Source organism: Rheinheimera baltica DSM 14885 (assembly GCF_000425345.1).
Taxonomy (GTDB): domain Bacteria; phylum Pseudomonadota; class Gammaproteobacteria; order Enterobacterales; family Alteromonadaceae; genus Alishewanella; species Alishewanella baltica.
On the sequence record NZ_AUDG01000002.1, the window covers coordinates 173,543 to 192,765 of the forward strand.

A 19,223-nucleotide genomic window follows, 5' to 3' on the forward strand; every position below is an offset into this window, starting at 1 on the left:
CCTTAACCCATCGCGCTTAGGTTTTTACTTTCCAGCTGTTAACGTAATCCGGATTTTCCGTTGCTAATGCTGCCTCGCCCATTTCCAGTGCATCACGAGTATCTAGCATTACCGCAACTTCATCAGTAAATTTTTTCTTGTACTCACGCCCTGCAGCGAATGCTTTAGGATGTGGGCCATGCGTAAAACCGGCGGGATGAAACGTGACCATGCCTTTTTCAATATTGTCTCGGCTGAAAAAATCGCCGGCGTGATAAAACAGCACTTCATCATAATCGTCATTATTATGATAAAAAGGCACTTTCAACGCGCCCGGATCACTCTCTATTGGCCGAGGCACAAAGGTGCACACCACAAAACGCTGGGCAACAAAAGTAGTATGAGCCGAAGGTGGCAAGTGGTAACGGTGGCTCATCAACGGGCGAATATCACGCCAGTTAATACGCATAACAGCTAAATCGCCATGCCAGCCAATCGCGTCGAGTGGGTTGTACGGGTAAGTAATAACCGACACCTCGCCATGACGCTTAACCTCTACCTGCCAGCTGTCTTCGCTGTATTGTGCTTTAAAAGCATCATTTATTTTTGGCGTATCCAGCATGGCTGCGTCGAAAATAGCATGATTACCCACAAGGCCTTTCTCCGGCAGTTGATAACTGTCGTTCGTAGCCTCAACTAACAGGATAAACATCGGTTCTTTTGGCTCTAAACGCCACATGGTAGAGCGCGGAATAACAATATAGTCACCATCCCGCACTGTCATATGGCCATAATCACAATATAAATCGGCACTACCTTCATGGATAAACAGCAACTCATCGCCATCAGCGTTACGTGCCAGTTTGCTCATATTGGCTGCTAAGCGCCAGGTACGCATTTTACAATGCGCATTGAACAACAAGTTTGGCACGGCCCAGGGCGAATTCGCGTTATCCTTACCTATTTCGTTGAAGTTAAACAGGTGAGGCCTAAGCGGTCCTTGCCAATCGCTCCAACCGGTTGGTGCATGCCTGTGATGAAAATGCGTTGCCGGACCAAAAAAACCACTACGGCCAGTTTCACGCTCATAAATAGCCTGCTCGGGAAAATCAGCATGAGCCTGGCGTGATACATCACCTTCCTTTAATGGAAACGATGCCCATTTACGCATTGCTTAACACTCCGCGCTGAATTTGATCTTCTTCGATAGATTCAAACAACGCCTTAAAATTACCTTCACCAAAACCTTCGTTACCTTTACGCTGAATAATTTCGAAGAATACCGGACCAATTACCGTTTTGGTGAAAATTTGCAGTAAAATACCGTCTTTCATTGGCGCACCGTCAATCAAAACCCGTAGCTCGCGCAACAAATCTAAGTCTTCTTCATGCCCCACTACACGGTCATTAACCTTGTTGTAGTAAGTGTCTGGTGTCGGCATAAAATCCATGCCACGGTTGCGTAATGTGCGCACGGTTTCATAAATATTTTCACTGGTTAAAGCGATGTGCTGTATACCCTCGCCTTTGTACTCGCGAATAAATTCTTCAATTTGCGATTTATCATCTGAAGACTCGTTAATTGGAATGCGAATTTTACCGCACGGAGCTGTCATTGCCTTAGAGACTAATCCGGTAAGCTTACCTTCAATATCGAAATAGCGGATCTCACGGAAATTACCGATACTTTCGTAAAAGCCCGCCCAGACATTCATATTGCCGCGCATGACATTGTGCGTCAGGTGATCCAGCACTTCTAAACCAACCCCATGTTTTGCCATCTCTACTTGCCAATTGTCATAGTATTTAAAATCTATGTCATACACAGAGCTGGCACCATAACGGTCAACAAAGTAAAGCAAGCTACTACCAATACCATATACCGCTGGAATATTTAGCTCCATTGGCCCAACCTGGTTTTTATATTCTTTGGCGCCATTTGCAATAGCGTGCTTTAACGCCAACGCTGCGTCTTTTACGCGAAACGCCATAGCACATACACTTGGACCATGATTACGAGCAAATTCTTCTGCTTGCGAATTTGGCTCTGCATTGATGATAAAATTAATATCACCCTGCTTGTATAACCATGCTTGCTTAGAACGGTGCTGTGCCACTTCGGTAAAGCCCAACGAATAAAATAAGTCTTTTAATTTCTGAATACCGTCGGCATCTGCGGCGGTGTATTCAACAAACTCAAAACCATCAGTGCCCAGTGGATTAGTTAAATCTAACATCAGTGTATTCCATGCTATGTCTTCGATGGCGCTAATAATGCGCTAGCCGTAAAAAAAAGAAAGGGGGGAGCACGCGACAGTCAGGTGAAGACTAATATGCAGTTTTGTAAAGTTGGCAGTACGAAAACAGCTATTGCTAAAAAACCGATCAAAAAGGGCCGATTTATAACCTTATCGGCCCTTAGAGAGTACAGTTTTAAACACAAAGCGTAGCTAAATCTTTACACTCTTACGGTTAATACCATAATCACGCAGCTTATTTGCAACCGCGGTATGGCTTAATCCTAACTTTTTGGCTAATTGCCGTGAGCTTGGATAGGCCGGAAACAACTTCCGTAACAAGTTGGCTTCAAACCGTTTAACGGCTTCATCAAGTGTTCCGTCAAAATCCTGCTCTAGATAACCAAAATCGTTGTTATAGCTTGGCAGTTGTAAATGCTCGCGGTCCAACTCATAACCATCTAGCAACGTAATGGCACGATATAGTGCATTTTCAAGCTGCCTTACGTTGCCAGGCCATGGATAGCTTTGCAGGAAACTGGCGCAGCTGTCAGTTAACTTAGGCGCTTTTCGCCCTAACCGTACTGAAAAACGAGCAATAAAGAACTCTGCCAGAGGAATAACGTCTTGTTTGCGCTCACGCAATGCCGGCAATGCCAGTGTCAGTACGTTTAAGCGGTAAAATAGGTCTTCGCGGAATTTATTCTCCTGCACCATACCGGGTAAATCTTTCTGTGTGGTACAGATAACCCTAACATCCACTTTTACTTCATTTTCATCGGCAACCCTTCGAAAACTACCGTCCTGCAAAAACCGGATTAATTTAGTTTGCAACTGATGGGACATTTCACCAACTTCATCCAGAAAGACGGTTCCACCGTTGGCTTGCTCAAAAATACCTTTTTTACCCTCTGCAGACCCGGCAAAAGCATTTGCGCCGTAACCAAATAACTCAGACTCAGCAACGTTATCTGGCAGCGAAGCACAACTTAATGCTAAAAACGGTTTTGCTGAACGACTGCTCGCAGCATGACAGGCTCTGGCGAGCAATTCTTTGCCAGTTCCGGTTTCACCCATGATTAAAATAGGTGCATCTAACTGCGACATTTTCTTTGCTTCGCGCACCACTTTACGCATTAAATTGCTATGTGCTTGCAGAGTATTAAAGCTTTCTTGATCGCCCTTTTTAAATGCCACCATATGCTGGCCCAAACGGCTTTCTGATTTAAGGTTAATCACAGCACCGGCCAGGATCTCCTCGCCAGTGTCATCAGGCACCATAACGGGTAAAATGTCAGCAACAAAGCGCTTGCCTTGCACTTCCAGCCGACGAGTCTGTGCCAGCACATCATCCCCTTCCAGCCAACGTTGGAAATTGAAGCCTCTAACCATGCCATGCAGGGATTGTCCGGCTATTGCATCACGTTCTACAGATAGCGCCTCTAGCGCTGCATCATTTATTACCGTGACATTAGCTTTGACATCAATGGCGATTAGACCATCAGGCAAGGTACGCAGTAAGGTTGATAATTCATTATGCTCACGTTCCGATGGCATAAAAGCTGTCGTTTTTACATCTTCCACACCTGAAATACGACGTATTTTTGCCATCAGCTCCTGAAACTTTTCAAAATTAACTGTCGGAAAAGAGACATACATCCGGCTTAAACTTGGTACAACTTCAATACCACGCAAATCTAGCTGATAACTTACTAAGACATTTAATACTTCTTGCGCCAGGCCAAGTCTGTTCTGGCATTGAATTTCTAAACGCATACCGCAAAGTACCCCGAAACCAAATCGTGAGCAGCATAATACGGTATAACTAACAACTGAGACCAGTAATTTTGTAAAGAAATATGAACAAAAAGCAGAGAGATAGCTAATATCGAGTGGTGGCGACACCACCACTCGATATTAAGGCGTTAATTCGCCAGAAGAGAATCTGTTTTAGCTGCACAAATAAAATCGTTTTTGTGTAGGCCTTTAATTGAGTGCGACCACCAGGTTACGGTGAGCTTTCCCCACTCTAACAGCAAAGCTGGGTGATGACCTTCCGCTTCCGCTAACTCAGCGACTTTATGGTGAAACGCCCAAGCAAGTTTAAAATTTTTAAACTTAAATTCACGCTCTAATTGTAAAATACCGTCACGAACCACTGGCGTCCAATCTGGTATCTGACGCATTAATTCAGGAAGCTCAGCGTCACTGACTTTCGGCGCATCAGCTCGACAAGCTTCACATTGCATTGCTTTTAATTCAGACATGTTTAATTCCTAACTTGCTTGTTTTTCTTTTGGTGGAAATTTTGGCGCATGCAGCCCCAAGGCTTTGGCCTGTTCAACTAAAGCCATCATATCCAGATGCGCAATATCAAACAGTTGGTCAATACGCTCTATCATAAAATAAATAGGCTGCATAATATCGATCCGATAAGGTGTTCTAAGAACATCTACGGCATCAAACGCCTTACGTTCTGGTATATCAGACTCTAAGGCATATTGCGTTTCGCCCGGGGATGACAAAATACCACCACCGTAAATACGCAAACCATTTGGCGTATTTAGCAAGCCAAACTCAATAGTAAACCAGTACAGTCGGGCGAGATAAACCCTGTCTTGCTTGCTCGCAGCAAGGCCCAGTTTACCGTAAATATGCGTAAACTCGGCAAATGCAGGGTTAGTTAACATGGCGCAATGGCCGAAAATTTCGTGAAAAATGTCCGGCTCTTGCAAGTAATCAAACTCTTCTCTGCTACGAATAAAGGTCGCCACCGGAAAACGTTTATTTGCTAACAACTCAAAAAACTTGTCAAAGCTAATAAGGGCCGGCACTTCGGCACATTCCCAGCCTGTCGTAGCACGAAGCACTTTGCTGACTTCTTCTAATTGCGGTATCCGATCGGTTGGCAACTGAAGCTTCTCCAATCCGGCCATATACTCATCACATGCCTTGCCTTCAACCACACTTAACTGGCGTGTAATTAACTCATGCCAAATCTGATTGTCTTCATCTGACCAGGCAATAAACCCAGTATCATCAGACTGACGGGAAATATACTTACTCGACTTACTCATAAACAACCTGTTAATTAATCTGTTATACGGGAGTGTCCCGTTTATCTGCTGTTAGCTTGGAATAATTATGGGCGCAGATAATTAGTTAGAGCGGATACTAAGCGATACGACGGCAAGAGTTAATCTTGCCGTCGTCTAAAGTTGATACGTTTTGCGTAAAGAATGTCTTACAACAACACAAACAGTCAGCGCTGACGTTGCTGCATTTTGTCCAGTGCCTGCGCTAAATCAGCAATAATATCATCAACATGTTCCAGGCCAACGGATAGCCGGATTAAACTATCAGTAATGCCCGCCATTTGCCGCTCTTCAGCCGTGTAAGGACTATGAGTCATCGATGCAGGATGCTGAATAAGTGATTCAGCATCGCCCAGACTAACAGCAAGACTGAGCAGTTGAACCTGATTAATAAAAAATCTGCCGTCATCCAAACTGGCTTCTAATTCAAACGCCAGCACACCGCCGGCAGCTTTCATTTGTGTACCAATAAACTTAAAGCCCGGATGAGATGGCAAACCTGGGTAATACACTTCCTTTACCGCCGGATGAGCTTCAAGAAACTCTGCAACTTTTTGCGCATTGCTACAGTGGCGCTCTAACCTTACCGACAGCGTTTTTAAACCGCGAATAATAAGCCAGGCATCATGCGGACTTATCGTCGCTCCCATGTCTTTTAGCGTCGTCAGTTTAATGGTTTTTATCCGCTCGGCATCAGACACTATTACACCGGCGACCACATCACCATGCCCATTTAGGTATTTGGTTGCACTATGAATAACGATATCAATACCGTACTCCGCAGGCTTTTGCAGTAGCGGGGTCATAAAGGTATTATCAATAACCGAAATCAGTTGATGCCGCTGGCAAAACTCGCCCAGAAAGGAGAGGTCTAGCACCACCATATTGGGATTAATTGGCGTTTCTGCAAACAGCATTTTTGTATTAGGTTTGATAGACTGCTCTACTGCTGCGTGATCGGTCATATCAACGAAACTGACGTCAATACCATAACGAGCAAACATGTGATTAAACAGGGCAAAACTACATCCGTAGATTGCTTTACTGGCGATTAAATGATCACCCTGTTGCAAAAAAGCCATCGTGCTGGCGGCGACAGCTCCCATTCCGGTAGCCGTTGCTGCGGCATCTTCCATGCCTTCTAACGCCGCAATTTTCAACTCCAGCTCACGCGTAGTGGGGTTGCCAAGCCGGGTATAAATGTACCCCTCAGCTTCGCCAGCAAAGCGCGCGGCCCCCTGCTCAGCATTGTCAAAAATATAGGTTGAAGTTTGATATAAAGGTGTTGCTAAAGTACCGTGTTGATTTTTTTCTTTACCGGCGTGAATACACAACGTCTCGGCATTTTTATTATTGTTATGCATAGTTAAACTGCTACTTATAGTTAATTTCGCAGTAACAAATAACAGAATTGGTAATTAATGGAAGCACGCCAGACATCTTGCAGTCTGGCGGTACCCTGTAAGTTTAACCTTTATTGTCAGCTTTAGTTTGCACTGCAGCTTTAAAGCGAGACAGTAAACTGGTACTGAGTGATTTAATACTCACTTTAGCGGATTCACTTGCAGGTAACGGCCTTAGCTGCTGTTGCGCCAGGTTACCCAAACGGGCGACCAGTAATCCTGCGATAATACCCTGCCCGGCACGGGCCGAAAGTTTCGAGGTTAACTCACTGCCTAAAACGTCAGATGCCATATCCAATGCCAGCTCTGAGCCACCTGCCCACAATAATGCTCCCAGCAAACGTTTGAGCAGCAACATGCTGCGCAATTGGCCAATGGCGCCACCGTAAAGCTGGGCCAACTCACGTACAAGGCGGCTGCTACGCCACAGCACAAGTAGCATATCAGCTAAAGCAAAAGGACTGATAGCCACGGCAAGACTGGTATCGGTAGCCGCCCGATAGATGAGTTGCTGCGCCTGCTTATCTAGCTCAGCAAGCACAAAGCGCTCAAACAACTGTAATTGCTCTTCATCACTATGTGCGTCGGTTAGCGCATTTTGCCATTGCTGTTTGGCGGCTGTAATAGCAGGTGATGCTGGTAAACTATCGGCAACTGCCTTACAGAGCTCACCCGCTTCGCCATATTGTACGCTATGGCGAATACGGTCTGCGTTGTGTTGCCAACGTCTATTTCGTGCTAGACGTCGCCAAAGTTTGACCTCGCGCCATAATACCGTCACACACAGCACCCCTACTGCGGCAGTAATTAAACTTAGGAATATGCCATACACCACGTTTTGCTGCCAGCTTAGCAGCAGGGTTTGACACCATTGCCAGACAGACAGCACTACAATAGCAACGAGTGTCAGCCCGGCTAATCGCCACCACCAGCGTATAGGCTGTTTTAGTGCCACCGGTGCCGCATTATCTGCCGCTACAAAAGCGTCATTGTCAAAATGACTCGCTGCTTTTAACTCTGGTAAAGGCGTTAATTGCTGCGGTTCAAAATGGCGGGCTTGCTTTAGCTCACTCATCGTAATTTATCTCCGAGTAGATATTGCAATACATGGTCCATTCGCACATGTGGTAAAGGTTTACAGTCCTGCCATGGCAGCGGACGCAGTGGTATAAAAGCAAACTGATGCTGAGCAAACATCTTCGCTGTTGGCAGCTGAGAAGGCACATCACCGGGGAAGAAAGTTACCGCTTTCTGCTCGAGGCTTGTACCACTAATACAAGGCTGTGGTAGCCCATCTGACTGAACAAAGCCACTGCTACTGGCCCGAATAGCCGCAATAGCCATGGCTTCAGTTTTTGCTGCCTGATACTGACTATGTTTTAACGGTTGCTGTAGAAATTGCTGCAATAGCAGCGTCAATGCCTTATGTTGTTCTGGCGTTGCGTGATCGGCTTTACTGGCTGCAAATAACACTTTATCTATGCTTGGGCTAAATAACCGGCCTAATAAACTGGCTGGTCCATAGTGAAAGCTCTTCAATATAAACTGCAATGCTTGCTGTAACTCGGTCATAGCAGCATATCCGGCGTTTAACGCAGATAAGCAGTCAACGAGAATGACTTGCCGATCTAAGCCAGAGAAATGCTTTTGATAAAACGGTTTAATCACATGCGCACAGTAACTTTCATAGTGTTGCGTTAGCTTTTTAGCTAACGCGGAATCCGCCGACACCTGATGTGGCAACAGCGGAAATAGCTGCAACATTGGCGCCCCCGCTAAGGTACCGGGTACCAACAATCTTCCGGGTTGATTTAAATAAGCGCCTGGGGTTTGATGAAACTGCTGCAACAGTGCTTTATAACTGTCAGTCAAGGTTTGCAATTGCAGCTCAGTGGCATTATCTAAACTAATGGCAGCCAATTGCTGATTAAAATGTGCGGCTACATCAACGCGATGGGGCTTGCTAAATAACTGCCAACTAAATTCGCACCACTGCTTGTAATTCATGTCCAGCAGCGGTAAATCCAGTAACCATTCCCCAGGATAGTCGATAATATCCAACGCCAGTTCACTGTGCGACTGCAAATGCGCCCGCAGTCCGGTTGACGCTTTGTAGCGCAAAGTTAGACTTAATTGGCTCCAGCCTTGGGTTGACGCTGGCCACTGCGGCGGACTTTGTTGCAGTGCCTGTAAATTTTGCTCTAGCGGAAAACGCGGCACATCCAACGGCGGTTTGGCAAGACGTCCGCCCAGGTAACGTTGTGATTGCACCACATCAAAAAACGGCAAGTTGGCGCTTTGGTCACCCATCGTTAACTGTTGCACGAGTGAGGTAATAAACGCAGTTTTACCTGAACCGCTTAAGCCTGTAACCCCTAAGCGTAAATGACGATCAAGAGCGCGTCCGGTCAGTTCGCGCCCTTGATGCTGTATCTTATCGAGTAGCTTCATAAGCTAAGGTGTACCACCCTAGAGGTTATTAAATTCACGGTTCAGCTGGAATTTCGCTGATGTAACATGGCTTTCCATGCCTCTAAGCCGAAGCTCCAGATTATCAAACTGATTGGCTAAATGCTGTAGCGCTTGTTTTGGAGCTTCACCACGTTGCCACATGCGAATTTTAACCTCAACAGCTTTCTCTGTTGCAGGGCTTAAATCAGCCGTTGTGGAAGCTTTGACAACGGCCTTGGACTTTTTTTCCAGCACCACCCAAGCGGCGATATATAGCACTAACACCAAACCACCTGCACCGAGAAAAAACGCTGATACGGTAATAATTCTTACCAACCAAAGCTCCCAGCCAAAGTAGTCAGCAATACCGGCGCAAACGCCGGCTATCTTGCCATTTGCATCGTCGCGAAGTAGTTCACGTTTGGGCTTAGTCATGTTGATTTCTCCACTTTGGGCTTTCTGCGTCTAAAATAGCTTCAAGTGTTTTAATACGATCCGCCATTTTTTCTGCCCGGTGCGCCAAGTCATTTAACTGAGTAAGCTCTTGGTCAGACAACCCCTGTCCCATTTTATTTTTGCTACGGTAATGCATTATGACCCAGATTGGCGCCACAAAAATCATAAACAAAATAAACGGGATACCAATAACTTCTGAAAATTCCATGTTCGCTCCTAAACACCTGAAAATCAGGCGTTTTTATCTTTTTGATTAACTTTAGCTTTTAACTCAGCTAACTCGTTATCAATTTTGTCTTGCGCAGCCAGTTCAGCAAACTCGTCTTTCAAGGTTTTCTTACCTAAATCATATGCTTCAACCTGAGCTTCCAATGTATCAATTTTCTGCTCGTAACGCTCAAACTTATACATGGCATCGTTAATGCGGTTGCTATCCAGTGTCTTTTTAACTTCAAGCCGCGAAGATACCGTTTTCTGGCGCATCAACATTGACTTTTGGCGAGCCTTGGCATCGGCTAGTTTCTCTTGCAACTGAGCAACTTCATCTTGTAACTTACCAATATGCTCATCCAGATTAGCAATATCTGCTGCAACGGCATCAGCCTGATCAGACGATTTTTGCCGCTCAATCAATGCAGAGCGTGCTAAATCTTCCCGCTCTTTACTTAATGCCAGTTCTGCTTTAGCCTGCCAATCAGCCACTTCTTCCTGCAAACGGTTAACCAAACGTTGAAGCTCTTTCTTTTCAGCAATGGTTTTAGCAGAAGAAGAACGCACCTCGACTAAGGTGTCTTCCATTTCCTGAATAATCAGGCGCACCATTTTTTCCGGATCTTCGGCTTTATCTAACAATGAATTGATATTTGAATTCACTATGTCTGAGAAGCGTGAAAAAATACCCATAATATTTACCTCGTTATTGACTGATTTAGTACAAGCTAACCTATTCAGTTTCCTTGCCAACTTTTCAAAACAATATAAGCATATGTTTTTAATTAATTTTTATTTATTTTCCATTAATGCTTCTGCTACCACCTATTATGAAATACACTATTAATTAGCCAATTTAACCAACTAATAGCACGCCATGAGCAGAAAATTCAAACAAGATAATCTGGTGGGCCAGTCTAACAGCTTTCTAAATGTGCTGGATCAGGTCTCACAAATCGCGCCATTGGACAAGCCGGTGTTAATTATCGGTGAACGGGGTACCGGTAAAGAACTCATCGCAGCCCGTCTACACTTTTTGTCCCAACGTTGGGATCAGCAATATTTAACCTTAAACTGCGCCTCGCTAAATGAGAACTTACTAGAGAGCGAGCTGTTTGGTCATGAGTCTGGCGCATTTACCGGGGCAAGTAAGCGCCATGAAGGACGTTTTGAGCGCGCACACGGTGGCACACTGTTCCTTGACGAACTAGCCAACACCCCTGGGCTGGTACAAGAAAAATTGCTGCGGGTAATTGAGTATGGCGAGTTTGAGCGTGTTGGCGGTAGCCGTTCGATTAAAACCGATGTGCGTTTGATTTGCGCCACTAACGAAGATTTACCCTTGTTGGCCGAACAGGGAGAGTTCCGCGCTGACTTACTAGACAGATTAGCGTTTGACGTTATCACCTTACCGCCAATGCGTGAAAGACGTGAAGACATTATGCTATTAGCAGAACATTTTGCGATTAATATGGCGCGCGAACTTGGGTTTGAACTTTTCAGCGGTTTTAGTGAAAAAGCCAAGCATATTTTGCTGGATTATCATTGGCCAGGCAACGTACGAGAGCTAAAAAACGTGGTTGAACGCAGCGTCTATCGAACAAACAATGCCTATGTCCCGGTACATGATATCTTACTGGATCCGTTTGAATCGCCCTATCGCCCACAACAACGTATTAAAAGGATACAGCAACCGGTGCAAGCTATGGTTGCTGACTTACCACCCAATTCAGTGGTAGCCTCTGTGCAAGCCCCCACGACTGGTTTTAACCAGTTTGATTTTAGCAACATTCAAGATTTTAAAACCTTGTCACAGGATTTTGAAGTTAGTTTGATAAAACAGGCACTGGCAGCAAGCCAATACAACCAGAAAAAAACGGCTGAACTCCTAAACCTGACCTATCATCAGCTACGTGGTTATATGAAAAAATACCAACTACTTGAAAGCCAGCAAACATGAAACTTACACTGGGCCATACAATTACAATGAGAGCAACCCATAGTGTATTACCAATGCTACTATGCACAATTATTGCTGTTGTTGGCTGCCAACCTCAACTGCCGCAAACTGTGCGCAGCGGTTTAGTGTATTGCTCTGAAGGCTCACCTGAAACATTCAACCCACAACTGGTTACTTCCGGTACTACTATAGATGCGATCAGCCAGCAGTTGTACGATCGGCTGCTGGATATTAATCCAGAAAATGGTGAGCTAATACCCGGTTTAGCACAGCTATGGCAAGTGAGTAACGAAGGTAAGGTGTATCACTTTACTCTGCACCCAAACGTCGAGTTTCACCAAACAGAGTACTTTACCCCTACACGGCCTCTGAACGCAGAAGATGTAGTGTTCACTTTTAACCGTATAATGAACAGTCAGCATCCATTTCACCAACAAGGCGGTGCTAACTACCCTTTTTTTCAAAGTGTTGATTGGGCAGATTTGGTGACCAGCGTCACAGCAGAAGCGCCAAATGTAGTAAAGTTTGAGTTAAGTCGGCCAGACAGTTCATTTTTGTCTAATCTCGCTACAGACTTTGCCGCAATATTGTCCGCTGAGTATGGCCAACAACTAGTCACATCAGGTGAACTTGCTCTAATTGATAGCAAACCTATCGGTACCGGCCCATTTCGGTTTAAAGAATATCAAAAAGACTTACTGATACGTTATTACCGCCATAAGAACTACTGGCGTGAGCTGGCAAAACCGGAACAATTAGTATTTGACATTGTGCCGAATAATGCCCGCCGGATGGCCAAACTGTTTACGCATGAATGTGATGTTGTCGCCTTTCCGCGAGTATCGGAACTGGGCTTAATCAGTCAGCGCCCAGATGTAAGTGTGCAAGAAAGTACCAGTATGAACATAGGTTTTTGGGCATTTAATACCGCCAAAGCTCCGTTTGACAATGTAAAGGTACGTCAGGCTCTGGCCCATGCCATTAACCGCGATGCAATTTTACAAGCCGTCTATTTTGGCCATGCAACAGCTGCCAACTCAGTTTTACCACCTACCTCTTGGGCGTTTAATCCTAACTTGCCAGTACAACAGTATGATCCGCTGCAGGCTAAACAATTGCTGGCGGAAGCTGGTTACCCAAATGGCTTTAGCATGGATATCTGGGCCATGCCGGTGCAACGTTTGTATAATCCAAATGCATTAAAAATGGCAGAACTAATGCAAGCAGATTTAGCGCAAATTGGTGTCCGAGCTAGCATTATCTCTTACGAGTGGAACAGCTTTCGCCGTAAGCTGGGTGCCTATGAGCATGACTCAGTACTAATTGGTTGGTCTGCTGACAACGCTGATCCAGACAATTTTTTCCGGCCACTGCTAAGTTGCAGCGCAGCCTTAACGGGCTCAAATAGAGCAAATTGGTGCGATGCTAATTTTGATCTGCTTATTAGCCAGGCATTACTGACACCAGATCAAAAGCAACGTCGTAGTTACTATATGGCAGCACAACAATACCTCGCCGAACAGATGCCCTTGCTTAGCATTGCCCACTCACAACGCTTTCAAGCCATTAGCAGCGATATTAAAGGTGTGAAAATTAACCCTTATGGCGGAATAGCGCTGGCCAATGCGGTAAAGGACGTTGAATGATTTTATATTTACTACGCCGCCTGTTTTTGCTGTGTTTTGTTTTTATCGCGTTGACCATCTTAGCGTTTAGCCTCGGATACCTATTCCCTGGTGAACCGCTGCAAAACTTTACCGGACTTCGACACATCCCGGTAAATCAGCTGGAGCAACTTAGCGCCGAATACCGCATGGACCAGGGTTACATTCAACAATATCTTGGCTATCTAACCCGCGTGATAAGCGGCGATTGGGGAATGTCATTCGCTAGCGAGCAAGGGTTATTGCAAGAGATTAAACGATTGTTGCCCGCCACCCTTGAGCTTGCAGCATATGCATTGTTAATTTCATTTTTTATTGGTATCCCCGTTGGTATTATCGCAGCAATTAAACCCGAAGGTGCAGTGAGTAAAATCATTTCTGCCCTCGCCGTTACCGGTTATTCTATTCCAATATTCTGGTGGGCTCTGTTGCTGATAATGATCTTCTCGCTTGGCTTGGGGTGGCTGCCTACCGCAGGTAGAATTGGCGTATTATTTGAAATTAACCATGTTACCGGCTTTATGCTGTTGGATATTCTGCTATCAGACACTCAGCATCAACACGAAGCGATGTTAAATGCTCTGCGGCATATGCTGCTGCCGACGCTGGTATTAGCAACCTTCCCTACAACAGTGATGATTCGTTTTACCCGTGACTCTATGCTTGAAGTGTGGGAGCAAAGCTATATTAAAACAGCAAGAGCCAAAGGTCTGAGCAGAGCACAGGTGCTTTATCGCCACGCACTACGTAATGCCTTGTTACCGGTTATTCGCCAGATTGGTCTGCAATTTAGTACGCTAATCACTTTGGCGATGATCACCGAAGTTATCTTTTCATGGCCTGGCATTGGCCGCTGGATGATTGACAGCATATACCAGCGAAACTACCCCGCCATTCAAGCGGGCCTGTTGGTTATCTCCACTCTGGTGATTACCGTGAACATGATTACAGAGATTTTGCATACCCTGTTTAATCCACTGGCAAGGAAACGCTAGTATGGCTAAGTTTCGTTTGCTACCCGATGAGCAACTAGCGCGCTCTCCTTTTAAACAATTATGGCGTGAATTTTCCAGACAACACAGCGCCATTGCAGGGCTACTGATATTTAGCCTGTTTTTCTTACTGGTGCTGTTATCAGCAGTGCTGACACCACACGACCCATATTTGCAAAACGACAGTTTACTACTGTTGCCGCCATCCTGGTCACAACAGGGCTTGGTGCAATATCCGTTTGGAACTGATGACTTAGGGCGTGACTTATTCTCCCGCTTACTCGTCGGCGCCCGTTATACCTTTGGTATTGCCATGATAACGGTCATGGGGGCTCTGGTTATGGGATTACTCCTAGGTACACTTGCGGGGATGACAAAAGGCCTTAAATCCAGTGTTTTAAACCACTTACTTGATCTGGCACTGACAATTCCATCATTACTGCTCGCGATTATTATCGTCGCCATTTTAGGCCCAGGGCTACAAAACACCACCTGGGCTATTATGCTGGCATTGCTACCTCAATTTGTACATGGTATCCGCAACGCGATAGCAGAACAGCTTAATCAAGATTATGTCATTGCTTATCGCCTGGACGGAGCCAATAATTGGCAAGTATTTAGCCGTATAATATTGCCAAATATTTGGGAAAAGCTCACGCTGATGGCAACGATGGCACTTTCTACCGCAACGTTGGATATTGCCGCTTTGGGTTTTCTGGGGTTAGGAGCACAAGCCCCCACAGCTGAATGGGGTGCAATGATTGCAGACTCACTCGACCTTATTTATATTGCACCTGTAAGCGTGGCAATCCCCGGGCTGCTGATATTTCTGGCCGTGTTATCGGTTAATCTGGTTGGCGATGGTTTGCGCAATGCAGCCAAGAAGCGGCGGGAAAACTAATGCTATTACTGGATATAAAAAATCTTACCATAGAACTGAAAACACCAGATGCGTTAGTGCGCGCCGTAGATCGCGTAAATCTAAGTTTGCGCGAAGGCGAAATTCGAGGCTTAGTGGGCGAATCAGGCTCTGGCAAAAGTTTAATTGCTAAAGCCATAGTTGGTGTGCTGAATAAACGTTGGCAGGTTACCGCAGATCGCTTTAGCTGGCGTGGACAAGACCTGTTAAATTTGTCATACGACGAGCAACGAAAAATTATCGGCCGTGATATTGCTATGATTTATCAGGAGCCCAGCCGAAGCCTGGACCCTACTGCAGCCATTCTCGAACAACTAGAAGAAGCTGTGCCAGATCACTTGCTCGATGGTCCCTGGTGGAAACGCAGTTATTTGCGCCGACGAAAAGCCATAGGTTTGTTGCACAAAGTGGGTATTCGCGACCATCAATCCGTGCTGCAAAGCGTGCCTTACCAGCTGTCTGAAGGTATTTGCCAGAAAATCATGATTGCCATGGCCATCGCCAAAAACCCCAAACTTCTCATTGCCGACGAACCAACTACCGCATTAGAAAGTACAACTCAAGCGCAATTATTTCGATTACTCGCCAGTTTTAATCAGCTAAAAGGCATGTCCGTGCTGCTAATCAGTCATGAACTGGAAAGTATTGCGCGCTACACACAAAGCCTCAGCGTATTGTATTGCGGCCAGCTGGTGGAAGCCGGAGAGACCGCAGCGATATTGAAACAGCCCTATCATCCCTACACGCATGCATTAATAAAAAGTGTGCCCGAATTTCAACCTAATTTACAACCTAAGACACCACTTTATGCGCTTCCTGGCAGCATTCCTGTTCTGCAGCACCTTCCTATTGGCTGCAGGCTTGGCCCACGCTGCCCCAATGCGCGTAAAGAGTGTGTGAAAACGCCCTCACTTGAACGGCTGCAAAATCACTACTTTAGCTGCCATTTCCCATTAACTGGAAAGAACGATTAATGAGTATTTTGCTGGAAGTGCGCAATTTACATAAAACATACCGCAAACAAGCTGGTTTGTTTCGCCAACGCAGTATTTGCGCACTCAATGATGTTAGCTTTAGCCTGGCGGAAGGGAAAACCCTGGCCATAGTGGGTGAAACTGGCTCGGGTAAAAGCACCCTGGCTAAATTATTAGTGGGTATTGAAAAACCCGATAGTGGCGAGATATTACTGGCAGGGACCGTCGCGAAAATAAGCCATTACCGCCAGTATAATCACATGATCCGATTTATCTTTCAGGACGCGGCAAAGTCGTTAAATCCTCATCAAAAAGTTGGCCAAATGCTCGATGACGTATTACGTTTTAGTACGGTATTGGACAGCCATCAACGTCGGCAGAAAATTAGAATGACATTAAAACAGTTGGGGTTGTTAGATGAACACAGCGAGTACTATCCGCATATGTTTTCTGGCGGTCAGTTGCAACGTGTAGCATTGGCCCGGGCGTTAATTTTAGACCCTAAACTGCTTATTCTTGACGAAGCGTTAACTGCACTTGACCCATCCTTGCGGGCGCAAATTGTTAATCTGTTACTCGATCTTCAGCAAAAATCAGGATTAGCTTATCTATTGATCACTAACCATCTGCGATTAGTAAAACATATCGCAGACGATCTACTGGTATTGCATCAGGGAATGACATTGGACTATGGCACCACGGCACAGGTGTTTTCTCACCCACAACATGATTACAGTAGAAAACTCATCAACAGTCTAACAGCATAAAAAAAACCGTGGCAAGCCACGGTTTTTTTCTGGTCGCTAACTTATAACACATCACCGCTTTGTGCTACGCGCAAATTACGCGTTATTTCAGCTTTAGCTTTTAACGATGCAATAACCGCTTTGTAAGCTTGATCAGCTTGTTGCTCAGCTAAACGCTCTAACTGCGCTGGCTCAGGCGCAACGGTAACTTCAGCATCTTTTACTGCTAATAATGAAACAATAGCACTATCACCGTTCACCAAATTCACTAACTCAACACTTGGCGTGTCTACAGGCCTTGCCATAGCAAAGGCTTTTGCGCGAATTTCAGCGTCTAAGGTGCCGCCAAAACGCGGCGTATCTAAAGATTGTTGCAAATCTAAAGATTGTTGCTCCGCTTGCACAGCAAGCGTGCTATCAGCTATTGTCGCCAGTACCGACTCAGCTTGCTGCTTAGCAAGCAGCGCGCTTTGCTCTGCACGTACAGCCGCTTCAACGTTAGCTTTCACTTCATCCAAAGATTGAGTGCGAGCCGGTTGAAACTCTTTAACACGAACCACAATAGCATGCTCTTTACTAAGCTCGATAAGCTCGCTGTTTAAGCCTTCCTGAATAAAAGCGGCATCAAACATCTTGTTAAGGACTAACGGTTCAGACAATGGTGCAGTAGCTTCAGACCGACTAAATAATGGCGTCGACAACACTTTTAATCCCGTTGCCTCTGCAGCATCTTCCAGCGTATCAGGCACTTCAAAACTCACCTCAGCTAAACGCTGTTGTAATTCATAAAATGCGGCACTGGCACGGTCTTGTGTTAATTGCAGTGCAATTTCAGCTGACACTTCAGCCAATGACTTCTCTTGGGCGCGCTCTAATGCAACCAGCTTAATAATGTGGTAACCATAGGCACTTTTAACAACAGGGCTTAATGCACCAACCTCATTCAATGCAAAAGCAGCACTTTCAAAATCTGCATCCATGTCACCTGGTGCTAACCAATCAAGCACACCACCATTCTCTGCAGAAAACGTATCTGCTGACGCCGTTTTTGCTAACTCAGCAAAATCACTTCCGGCTTGCAGTTGCGCCAAAAGCGCTTCAGCTTTGGCTTCTACATCACTACTCGCATCTTCCGATTCAAGCATAATGTGAGCAACCTGGCGGCGCTCTTCTTTGGTATAACGCGCTTTGTTCGCAAGATAATACTGTTCAATCTCGGCATCTGTTGCCTGCTCGTCAGAAGCCAGGTTTGCAGCAGATAACTCAATATACTCGACCGCTACTTTTTGCTCAGTTTCATACTGCGCCAAGTTCATGGTGTAGTAATCTTGCAACATTTGCTCGGTTAAGGTGACCTTATCAGCAAAGTCAGCCGCATTAAAACGGACATAGTTAATGTCGCGCTGCTGCTGCTGTAATGTCATTAGCAACTGCATTTCTTTACCGGTTGCAAACTCACTACCAATTAAACCCAGTAATAGTTGATTACGTGATAATTGCTCGCGAACTTCTTCCCGAAATGACTCAGGCTGATACCCGGTCTGACGCAATAAGGCAATATAACGGTCATTGTTAAACTGGCCGTCTATCTGAAATTCCGGCATATCCCGGATAGCATCACGCACTTGCTCGTCACTCAAACGCAAGTCTAAACTTTCTGCAAGTTGCTTTTGCAGTGTTTCATCTATCAATTTCTCCAGCACTTCGCTGCGAAACTTTGTCATATAGGTGCTGTCTGCGGCCATAGCGGCGTACATTTCACCAAACTGCTGCTGCATACGTCCACGTTCTGCCTGAAATGCCTGATCGAATGCTTCCCGGCTGATTTTTTCGCCGTTGACTTCAGCGACATTGGTTTCAGCGGGTGTATTCAAATAACTCCCCACACCTGCCAGGGCAAATGTCAGGATCACCAAGCCTAAAATAGACTTAGCGATAATGCCCTGTGAGCCTTCTCTGATTTTCTCTAACATCTTAGCGCAATCTCTTTATTCACTTACTAGCGGCTGGAAGACAACAAAACAACTGCTGTGTTGCCGTAAAAAAAAACGCATCTTAACAGATGCGCTTTTTTTAGAGAAGCCTTGGGACGCGATAGCTACTGTATTCAGTTGCCTGTCTTAACTCGCGCACATTA

18 protein-coding genes are annotated in these 19,223 nt (G+C 45.4%); 6 read left to right on the plus strand and 12 right to left on the minus strand.

What is annotated here, in order from left to right:
* Positions 1–16: 16 nt before the first annotated feature.
* From H595_RS0101930 to pspA, 11 genes are all read right to left on the minus strand, one after another.
* Positions 17–1,150: a homogentisate 1,2-dioxygenase gene (locus tag H595_RS0101930; RefSeq protein WP_027669670.1), complete on the minus strand. Its 1,134-nt coding sequence runs from the start codon at positions 1,148–1,150 to the stop codon at positions 17–19.
* Positions 1,143–2,216 (minus strand): 4-hydroxyphenylpyruvate dioxygenase, encoded by a 1,074-nt coding sequence (gene hppD, locus H595_RS0101935; RefSeq protein WP_027669671.1) that lies wholly within the window; start codon positions 2,214–2,216, stop codon positions 1,143–1,145. Before hppD ends, H595_RS0101930 begins: the two co-directional genes overlap by 8 nt.
* 213 nt (positions 2,217–2,429) lie before the next feature.
* Positions 2,430–3,992, minus strand: a complete 1,563-nt coding sequence (tyrR, locus tag H595_RS0101945; RefSeq protein WP_027669672.1) for a transcriptional regulator TyrR — start codon at positions 3,990–3,992, stop codon at positions 2,430–2,432.
* Between the two features lie 149 nt (positions 3,993–4,141).
* Positions 4,142–4,483 (minus strand): 4a-hydroxytetrahydrobiopterin dehydratase, encoded by a 342-nt coding sequence (locus H595_RS0101950; protein WP_027669673.1) that lies wholly within the window; start codon positions 4,481–4,483, stop codon positions 4,142–4,144.
* A 9-nt stretch (positions 4,484–4,492) separates the two neighbouring features.
* Positions 4,493–5,293 carry a phenylalanine 4-monooxygenase gene (gene phhA / locus H595_RS0101955; protein ID WP_027669674.1) on the minus strand — a complete coding sequence of 267 codons (801 nt, stop codon included), beginning with the start codon at positions 5,291–5,293 and terminating at the stop codon, positions 4,493–4,495.
* 185 nt (positions 5,294–5,478) lie between these two features.
* A complete protein-coding gene (locus H595_RS0101960) occupies positions 5,479–6,675 on the minus strand; it encodes a trans-sulfuration enzyme family protein (protein ID WP_027669675.1) in 1,197 nt (398 codons plus the stop codon).
* Positions 6,676–6,778: 103 nt separating this feature from the next.
* The gene (locus tag H595_RS0101965) at positions 6,779–7,789 is read right to left on the minus strand and encodes a TIGR01620 family protein (RefSeq protein ID WP_027669676.1); all 1,011 of its coding nucleotides are present in this window, start codon (positions 7,787–7,789) and stop codon (positions 6,779–6,781) included.
* A complete protein-coding gene (locus H595_RS0101970; protein ID WP_027669677.1) occupies positions 7,786–9,165 on the minus strand; it encodes a YcjX family GTP-binding protein in 1,380 nt (459 codons plus the stop codon). Before H595_RS0101970 ends, H595_RS0101965 begins: the two co-directional genes overlap by 4 nt.
* A gap of 18 nt (positions 9,166–9,183) precedes the next feature.
* On the minus strand, positions 9,184–9,600 hold the full coding sequence (pspC, locus tag H595_RS0101975) for an envelope stress response membrane protein PspC (protein WP_027669678.1): 417 nt from the start codon (positions 9,598–9,600) through the stop codon (positions 9,184–9,186).
* On the minus strand, positions 9,593–9,829 hold the full coding sequence (pspB, locus tag H595_RS0101980; protein ID WP_027669679.1) for an envelope stress response membrane protein PspB: 237 nt from the start codon (positions 9,827–9,829) through the stop codon (positions 9,593–9,595). Before pspB ends, pspC begins: the two co-directional genes overlap by 8 nt.
* Before the next feature lie 23 nt (positions 9,830–9,852).
* Positions 9,853–10,524 carry a phage shock protein PspA gene (pspA, locus tag H595_RS0101985; protein WP_027669680.1) on the minus strand — a complete coding sequence of 224 codons (672 nt, stop codon included), beginning with the start codon at positions 10,522–10,524 and terminating at the stop codon, positions 9,853–9,855.
* A 184-nt stretch (positions 10,525–10,708) separates the two neighbouring features.
* Here pspA and pspF point away from each other — a divergent pair, with 184 nt between their 5' ends.
* From pspF to H595_RS0102015, 6 genes are read left to right on the plus strand one after another with little or no spacing between them, the layout of a single operon-like run.
* Positions 10,709–11,791: a phage shock protein operon transcriptional activator gene (gene pspF / locus H595_RS0101990; protein ID WP_027669681.1), complete on the plus strand. Its 1,083-nt coding sequence runs from the start codon at positions 10,709–10,711 to the stop codon at positions 11,789–11,791.
* Positions 11,788–13,437 carry an ABC transporter substrate-binding protein gene (locus tag H595_RS0101995; RefSeq protein WP_240474810.1) on the plus strand — a complete coding sequence of 550 codons (1,650 nt, stop codon included), beginning with the start codon at positions 11,788–11,790 and terminating at the stop codon, positions 13,435–13,437. Before pspF ends, H595_RS0101995 begins: the two co-directional genes overlap by 4 nt.
* Positions 13,434–14,450 (plus strand): ABC transporter permease, encoded by a 1,017-nt coding sequence (locus H595_RS0102000; protein WP_027669683.1) that lies wholly within the window; start codon positions 13,434–13,436, stop codon positions 14,448–14,450. The genes H595_RS0101995 and H595_RS0102000 overlap by 4 nt, the downstream gene beginning before the upstream one ends.
* A gap of 1 nt (position 14,451) precedes the next feature.
* Complete coding sequence (locus tag H595_RS0102005) at positions 14,452–15,348, plus strand: ABC transporter permease subunit (RefSeq protein ID WP_027669684.1); 897 nt, start codon at positions 14,452–14,454, stop codon at positions 15,346–15,348.
* Positions 15,348–16,340 (plus strand): peptide ABC transporter ATP-binding protein, encoded by a 993-nt coding sequence (locus tag H595_RS0102010; protein ID WP_027669685.1) that lies wholly within the window; start codon positions 15,348–15,350, stop codon positions 16,338–16,340. Before H595_RS0102005 ends, H595_RS0102010 begins: the two co-directional genes overlap by 1 nt.
* Positions 16,340–17,107 carry an ATP-binding cassette domain-containing protein gene (locus H595_RS0102015; protein WP_027669686.1) on the plus strand — a complete coding sequence of 256 codons (768 nt, stop codon included), beginning with the start codon at positions 16,340–16,342 and terminating at the stop codon, positions 17,105–17,107. Before H595_RS0102010 ends, H595_RS0102015 begins: the two co-directional genes overlap by 1 nt.
* Before the next feature lie 41 nt (positions 17,108–17,148).
* Here H595_RS0102015 and H595_RS0102020 read toward each other — a convergent pair whose 3' ends face one another.
* Positions 17,149–19,059 (minus strand): SurA N-terminal domain-containing protein, encoded by a 1,911-nt coding sequence (locus tag H595_RS0102020; RefSeq protein WP_027669687.1) that lies wholly within the window; start codon positions 19,057–19,059, stop codon positions 17,149–17,151.
* Positions 19,060–19,223: the final 164 nt, after the last annotated feature.